General features: G+C 71.2%; 7 protein-coding genes. 4 read left to right on the top strand and 3 right to left on the bottom strand.

Annotated features, from left to right (window positions below; translation table 11 throughout):
- Positions 1-111 precede the first annotated feature (111 nt).
- A complete protein-coding gene (locus ABZ371_RS26865) occupies positions 112-1,494 on the bottom strand; it encodes a glycine--tRNA ligase (RefSeq protein ID WP_358684165.1) in 1,383 nt (460 codons plus the stop codon).
- A 277-nt stretch (positions 1,495-1,771) separates the two neighbouring features.
- Between ABZ371_RS26865 and ABZ371_RS26860 the strand changes: the two genes are divergently transcribed.
- From ABZ371_RS26860 to ABZ371_RS26845, 4 genes are all read left to right on the top strand, one after another.
- Positions 1,772-2,746: a metal ABC transporter substrate-binding protein gene (locus ABZ371_RS26860; RefSeq protein WP_358684163.1), complete on the top strand. Its 975-nt coding sequence runs from the start codon at positions 1,772-1,774 to the stop codon at positions 2,744-2,746.
- 35 nt (positions 2,747-2,781) lie between these two features.
- Complete coding sequence (locus ABZ371_RS26855) at positions 2,782-3,555, top strand: metal ABC transporter ATP-binding protein (RefSeq protein ID WP_358684167.1); 774 nt, start codon at positions 2,782-2,784, stop codon at positions 3,553-3,555.
- Between the two features lie 2 nt (positions 3,556-3,557).
- Positions 3,558-4,451: a metal ABC transporter permease gene (locus ABZ371_RS26850; RefSeq protein WP_358684161.1), complete on the top strand. Its 894-nt coding sequence runs from the start codon at positions 3,558-3,560 to the stop codon at positions 4,449-4,451.
- A gap of 65 nt (positions 4,452-4,516) precedes the next feature.
- A complete protein-coding gene (locus ABZ371_RS26845; protein WP_358684159.1) occupies positions 4,517-4,957 on the top strand; it encodes a Fur family transcriptional regulator in 441 nt (146 codons plus the stop codon).
- Positions 4,958-5,062: 105 nt separating this feature from the next.
- Here the strand turns inward: ABZ371_RS26845 and ABZ371_RS26840 are convergent, their stop codons facing one another.
- Together ABZ371_RS26840 and recO are read right to left on the bottom strand one after the other, a co-directional pair.
- Positions 5,063-5,890, bottom strand: a complete 828-nt coding sequence (locus ABZ371_RS26840; protein ID WP_358684157.1) for an isoprenyl transferase — start codon at positions 5,888-5,890, stop codon at positions 5,063-5,065.
- Between the two features lie 22 nt (positions 5,891-5,912).
- The gene (gene recO, locus ABZ371_RS26835) at positions 5,913-6,659 is read right to left on the bottom strand and encodes a DNA repair protein RecO (RefSeq protein ID WP_358684155.1); all 747 of its coding nucleotides are present in this window, start codon (positions 6,657-6,659) and stop codon (positions 5,913-5,915) included.
- Positions 6,660-6,862 lie beyond the last annotated feature (203 nt).

The following is a 6,862-nucleotide window of genomic DNA, read 5'->3' as shown; positions in this document are numbered from 1 at the left end:
GCGCCGCCTCGCGCCGCCCGCGGACCCCGCGCGGGACCGGCTTCCGTACGCGCGCGGAGCCCCCGCCCCCTCGTGGGGGGACGGGGGCTCCGGTACGCGGCCGGGGTGCGGTCAGCAGCCCAGGAGGCGGGAGCCGAGGTAGGCCTGGATCTGGTCCAGGGAGACCCGCTCCTGCTTCATGGTGTCGCGCTCGCGCACGGTCACCGCGTTGTCGTCCAGGGTGTCGAAGTCGACGGTGACGCAGAACGGCGTGCCGATCTCGTCCTGGCGGCGGTAGCGGCGGCCGATGGCACCCGCGTCGTCGAACTCGATGTTCCAGTTCTGCCGCAGGTCGGCGGCGAGGCCCTTGGCCTTCGGCGACAGCTGCGGGTTGCGGGACAGCGGCAGGACGGCGACCTTGACGGGCGCGAGGCGCGGGTCGAGGCGCATGACGGCGCGCTTCTCCATGACGCCCTTGGCGTTGGGGGCCTCGTCCTCGTTGTAGGCGTCCAGGAGGAACGCCAGCAGCGAGCGGCCGACACCGGCCGCCGGCTCGATGACGTACGGCGTGTAGCGCTCGCCCTTCTCCTGGTCGAAGTAGAAGAGGTCGGTGCCGGACGCCTTGGAGTGCGCCTTGAGGTCGTAGTCCGTGCGGTTGGCCACGCCCTCCAGCTCGCCCCACTCACTGCCGCCGAAGCGGAAGCGGTACTCGATGTCGGCGGTGCGCTTGGAGTAGTGGGAGAGCTTCTCCTGCGGGTGCTCGAACCACCGCATGTTCTCCTCGCGCAGGCCCAGGCCGGTGTACCAGTTCCAGCGCTGCTCCATCCAGTACTCCTGCCACTGCTCGTCCTCGCCCGGCTTGACGAAGAACTCCATCTCCATCTGCTCGAACTCGCGCGTGCGGAAGATGAAGTTGCCCGGAGTGATCTCGTTGCGGAAGGACTTGCCCATCTGCGCGATGCCGAACGGCGGCTTCTTGCGCGAGGTCTGCTGCACCTGGCCGAAGTTGGTGAAGATGCCCTGGGCGGTCTCGGGGCGCAGGTAGGCGACGGAGCCGGAGTCCTGGGTGGGGCCGAGGTGGGTGGAGAGGAGGCCCGAGAACTGCTTGGGCTCGGTGAACGTGCCCTTGTTGCCGCAGTTGGGGCAGTTGAGGTCGGCCAGCCCGTTCACGGGCGGCTTGCCGTGCTTCTCCTCGTACGCCTCCTCCAGGTGGTCGGCGCGGTAGCGCTTGTGGCAGGAGGTGCACTCGGTGAGCGGGTCGGAGAACGTGGCGACGTGGCCGGAGGCGACCCACACCTCGGGGGCAAGGATGACCGACGAGTCGATACCGACCACGTCCTCGCGCGAGGTGACCATGTAGCGCCACCACTGGCGCTTGAGGTTCTCCTTCAGCTCGACGCCCAGCGGCCCGTAGTCCCAGGCGGCCTTCTGGCCACCGTAGATCTCACTGCAGGGGTAGACGAAGCCACGGCGCTTGCTCAGGCTGACGATGGTGTCGATCTTGTCGGCGGCCACGGTGCTCTCTTCATTACGACGGCGAAACGGGACAGGGAGTGGCGCGGAGCGCCTCGGTGGGGACGGTGATCAGGCAAAGGCGATATCGGCAACGGCGGCGCCGGGGCGCCTGTGTGGGGGGCTGCGGTCGGTGGACGTGCGGGCCGATGCCTCAGATTACCGGCGGGCGCACCCTCCGGATCAAATCGGTGGGCGGTGCCGCGGCCCGCAGCCCCCGCCCCGGGCATCTCATACGCCTTGTTGACAATCGTTTCCACTTTTGTTGAAAATGACTGTCATGAACGTACGCCGCCTCATACCCGCCGCCGCCGTCACGGGCGCAGCCGCTATCGGCCTCACCGCGCTCTCCGCCTGTTCCGCCTCGGACACGGGCGGCACCGCGGACGGCGGCAAGCTGAACGTGGTGGCGTCCTTCTACCCGATGCAGTACCTCGCCGAGGAGATCGGCGGATCGCACGTCTCCGTCACCACGCTGACGAAGCCCGGCGTGGAGCCGCACGACCTGGAGCTCTCACCGCGGCAGATCGGCGGGCTGAGCGACGCCGGCCTCATCCTCTACCTCAAGGGCGTCCAGCCCGCCGTCGACGACGCCGTCGGCCAGGCCGGCGTGAAGAACACCGTGGACGCGACCGAACTCACCACCCTCGAGGAACACGGCACCGAGGTCGACAGCCACGACCACGGGCACGAGGAGGGTGAGGAGCACGAGGACCACGAGGACGGGAAGGCCGGCCTCGACCCCCACGTCTGGCTCGACCCGGTGAGGTACGCGGAGGTCGCCGAGGGGGTCGGCAAAGCCCTGGAGAAGGCCGACCCCGGCCACGCCGCGGACTACCGCAGGAACACCACCACCCTGGTCGGCAGGCTCGGCGCCCTGGACACCGCGTACGAGAACGGGCTGAAGAACACCACGACCAGGACGATCGTCACGACGCACGCCGCCTTCGGCTACCTCGCCGAACGCTACGGCCTCACCCAGGAGGGCATCGCGGGCCTCGACCCCGAGGCCGAGCCGAGCCCCGCCCGGATCAGCGAGATCCACTCCGTCATCGGTGAGAACAAGGCCACCACCGTCTTCTTCGAGACCCTCGCCAGTGACAGGACCGCCAGGACCCTGGCGAAGGACCTCGGCCTGAAGACCGACGTCCTGGACCCGCTGGAGGGAATCACGGACGCCTCCGAGGGCGATGACTACATCGAGGTCATGACGTCCAACCTCGCCGCGCTGCAGAAGGCGCTCGGCGCGAAGTGACCCACGCACCACCCGTACCCGCACCGGAGGCGATCGTGCCCGAGCCCAGTACGCCCGAACCCGTGATCAGTGTGCGCGGAGCCACGGCCACGCTCGGCGCGCGCCCCGTGCTGCGCGGCGTCGACCTGACCGTCCGCCGCGGGGAGGTCGCCGCGCTGCTCGGCGCCAACGGGTCCGGCAAGTCCACCGCCGTGCGCTCCGTCATCGGCCAGGTGCCGCTCACCGGCGGCACCGTCGAGCTGTTCGGCACCCCGCTGCGGCGCTTCCGCCAGTGGGCCCGCGTCGGCTACGTCCCGCAGCGCACCACCGCCGCCGGCGGTGTCCCCGCCACGATCCGCGAGGTCGTCGCCTCCGGACGGCTGTCCCGCACGAAGCTGAGGTTGCCCGGCAGGGCGGACCGGGCGGCCGTCGACCGCGCCATCGAGCTCGTCGGCCTCGCCGACCGGGCCGGGGACTCCGTGAACGCCCTTTCCGGCGGTCAGCACCAGCGCGTCCTGATCGCACGGGCCCTCGCCGCCGAACCCGAGCTGCTGATCATGGACGAACCGATGGCCGGCGTCGACCTGGCCAGTCAGGAGATCCTCGCGGCGACCCTGCGCGAGCAGGTGTCCGCCGGTACGACGGTGCTGCTCGTCCTGCACGAACTCGGCCCGCTGGAACCGCTCATCGACCGGGCGATCGTGCTCCGTGACGGCTGCGTCACACACGACGGGCCGCCCCCCGAGGCCGTGGGGCAGCACGCCCTGCCCGGGCACGACCACGTACACCCCCACGCCGCCGAGCCCCTCCGGACGGGACTGCTGACCTGATCATGGAATTCCTCACACCTCCCTTCATGCAGCGGGCCCTGATCGCGGCCGTCCTGGTCGGCATCACCGCCCCCGCCATCGGCATCTACCTCGTCCAGCGCCGGCAGGCCCTCATGGGCGACGGCATCGGCCACATCGCCATGACCGGCGTCGGACTCGGCTTCCTGCTCTCCGCCAGCCCCGTCTGGATGGCCACCCTCGTCGCCGTGGCGGGCTCCGTCGTCATGGAACTGATCCGCTGGTACGGGCGCACCCGCGGCGACATCGCCCTGGCCATGCTGTTCTACGGCGGCATGGCGGGCGGGGTGATGCTGATCAACCTCTCCGGCTCCGGGTCCAACGCCAACCTCACCTCGTTCCTCTTCGGCTCCCTGTCGACGGTCTCCGAGGAGGACGTCACCGCCATCGTCGTGCTGGCCGCCCTGGTGGTGCTGGTGACCGTCGGGCTGCGGCGGCAGCTGTTCGCGGTGAGCCAGGACGAGGAGTTCGCCCGGGTCACCGGCCTGCCGGTGCGCACGCTGAACCTGCTCGTCGCCGTGACGGCGGCGGTCACGGTCACCGTGGCCATGCGGGTCGTCGGCCTGCTGCTGGTCAGCGCGCTGATGGTCGTCCCCGTGGCCGCCGCCCAGCAGGTCGCGAAGTCCTTCAAGGTGACGTTCGTCCTGTCCGTCGTCATCGGCACGGCCGTGACCCTGGCCGGCACCGTGACCTCCTACTACCGTGACGTGCCTCCCGGCGCGACGATCGTGCTCCTCGCCATCGCCGCGTTCGTCGCGCTGACCGCGCTCGCCGCACCGCTGGCCCGCCGCCGGGCCCGCGCGCACGAGGAGGACCCGGCGCGGTGCACCCTGGAGGTTCCGGCGGCGCGCCCACCCGCGGACGACGTGCGGGTATGACCGTGCCGCCGGGCCGGGCTGGCACAATGGCCCGACACACGTACGGGCGACACGAGGAGGCAGCTGTGGCGACGGCGCCCATCAGTGGCACGAACGCGGCTCCGGTGCGCGGCCGGTCCACCCGGCAGCGGGCCGCGGTCGCCGCGGCGCTCGACGAGGTCGACGAGTTCCGCAGCGCCCAGGACCTCCACGACGTGCTCAAGCACCGGGGGGACTCGGTGGGGCTGACGACCGTCTACCGCACGCTCCAGTCCCTCGCCGACGCGGGCGAGGTCGACGTGCTGCGCACCACGGACGGCGAGGCGGTCTACCGGCGCTGCTCGACGGGTGACCACCACCACCACCTGGTGTGCCGGGTCTGCGGCAAGGCGGTCGAGGTCGAGGGCCCGGCCGTCGAGCAGTGGGCGGAGACCATCGCCTCGCAGCACGGCTACGTGAACGTGGCGCACACGGTGGAGATCTTCGGCACGTGCGCGGACTGCGCGTCGGACCCCGCCCGGAAGTGACCGGGACGGCACCGTGACGCCGGGCGGCCCGAAGGCCGCCCGGCGTGACGCCGTCCCCGGACGCCGGCCGGCGGGCCGTGGTCCGGCGGCGCCGGAGCGCCGTGGTCAGACGGCCGGGCCCTGTTCCAGAGCCGCCTCCTCGGCGCCGCCGAAGCGCCGGTCGCGCCGGGCGAACTCCAGGCACGCGCTCCACAGGTCGCGGCGGTCGAAGTCCGGCCACAGGACGTCCTGGAAGACCATCTCGGCGTACGCGCTCTGCCAGATCAGGTAGTTGGACGTGCGCTGCTCGCCGCTCGGGCGCACGAAGAGGTCCACGTCCGGCATGTCCGGGTAGTAGATGTACTTCGCGAAGGTCTTCTCGTTGACCTTCGAGGGGTCCAGCTTCCCGGCCGCCACGTCCTGCGCGATGCGCTGCGCGGCGTCGGCGATCTCGGCCCGGCCGCCGTAGTTGACGCAGAAGTACAGCGTCATCCTGTCGTTGTCCTTGGTCTGCTCCTGGGCGACCTGGAGCTCCTGGACGACGGACTTCCACAGCTTGGGCATGCGGCCGACCCAGCGGATGCGGATGCCCAGCTCGTCCATCTCGTCACGCCGGCGGCGGATGACGTCGCGGTTGAAGTTCATGAGGAACTTCACCTCGTCCGGCGAGCGCTTCCAGTTCTCGGTGGAGAACGCGTACAGCGAGAGGTTCTTGACGCCCATCTCGATGCAGCCCTTGAGGACGTCCATCACGACGCCCTCGCCGACCTTGTGTCCCTCGGTGCGCGGGAGGCCACGCTCCTTGGCCCAGCGCCCGTTGCCGTCCATCACGACGGCCACGTGCTTGGGCACGAGCTCGCCGGGGATCTTCGGCGGGGTGGCGCCGGAGGGGTGCGGCTCGGGGGTCTTGTACTCACGCCGGTTACGGCCGCCGAGCATCCCGCGTACTGCCATGGGCTTCTCTCGTCTCCCTGTGTCAATTCTCCACGTACCGCAGCGAGCGCAGGCCGCGCTCCAGATGCCAGTGCAGGTAGGCGGACACGAGCCCGCTCCCCTCCCTGACATGACGCGCCTCGGACGCGTCCGCCGTCTCCCAGTCACCGGTGAGCAGCGCGCTCAGCAGTTCGACGGCCTCCGCCGAGGGTACGACGCTGCCGGGCACCCGGCAGTCGCCGCACACGACGCCGCCCGCGGCGACGGAGAAGAACCGGTTCGGCCCGGGCATTCCGCACCTGGCGCAGTCGTCGAAGCTGGGTGCGTAGCCGTTGACGGCGAGGGAGCGCAGCAGGAACGCGTCCAGGATGAGGTTCGGCGCGTGCTCGGCGCGCGCGAGCGTGCGGAGCCCGCCGACGAGCAGCAGGTACTGCTGGACCGCGGGCTCCCCCTCGTGGTCGGTGAACCGCTCGGCGGTCTCCAGCATCGCGGTGCCCGCGGTGTAGCGGCCGTAGTCGGAGACGATTCCGCCGCCGTACGGGGCGATCGTCTCGCTCTGGGTGCACAGGGGCAGGCCGCGGCCGATCAGTTCGCTGCCGCGGGCGAAGAACTGCACGTCGACGTGGGAGAAGGGTTCCAGGCGTGCCCCGAACTTGGACTTGGTGCGGCGCACGCCGCGCGCGACCGCGCGCACCCGGCCGTGGCCGCGGGTCAGGATCGTGATGATCCGGTCGGCCTCGCCCAGTTTCTGCGTACGCAGCACGACGCCGTCGTCCCGGAACAAGCTCATGCGTCCATTGTCGCCCACCGGGGAGGCCGCCCGTCGCCGGGCGTACGGGGGCCGGGTGCTCCGGCCGGCGGCCTCAGGGGGGCCGGCGGCGCGCCCGGGCCCTAGGAGGGCGTACGCGCCGCGGCGGCGCGCAGCCGGGGCGTGGGGGCGGGGCCGATCCGCAGGGCGCAGGCCACCGTGGTGAGCACCTCACCCACCGCCAG

Origin of the sequence: Streptomyces sp. NPDC005899 (assembly GCF_040629645.1) — a bacterium.
Classification (GTDB): Bacteria; Actinomycetota; Actinomycetes; order Streptomycetales; family Streptomycetaceae; genus Streptomyces.
This window is presented reverse-complemented; position numbering and strand designations above follow the sequence as displayed.

Bases quoted from the DNA above. Each gene is read 5' to 3' on its own strand.
- ABZ371_RS26860 (WP_358684163.1), top strand. From the start codon at position 1,772: ATGAACGTACGCCGCCTCATACCCGCCGCCGCCGTCACGGGCGCAGCC.
- ABZ371_RS26850 (WP_358684161.1), top strand. From the start codon at position 3,558: ATGGAATTCCTCACACCTCCCTTCATGCAGCGGGCCCTGATCGCGGCC.
- ABZ371_RS26840 (WP_358684157.1), bottom strand. From the start codon at position 5,890: ATGGCAGTACGCGGGATGCTCGGCGGCCGTAACCGGCGTGAGTACAAG.
- recO (WP_358684155.1), bottom strand. From the start codon at position 6,659: ATGAGCTTGTTCCGGGACGACGGCGTCGTGCTGCGTACGCAGAAACTG.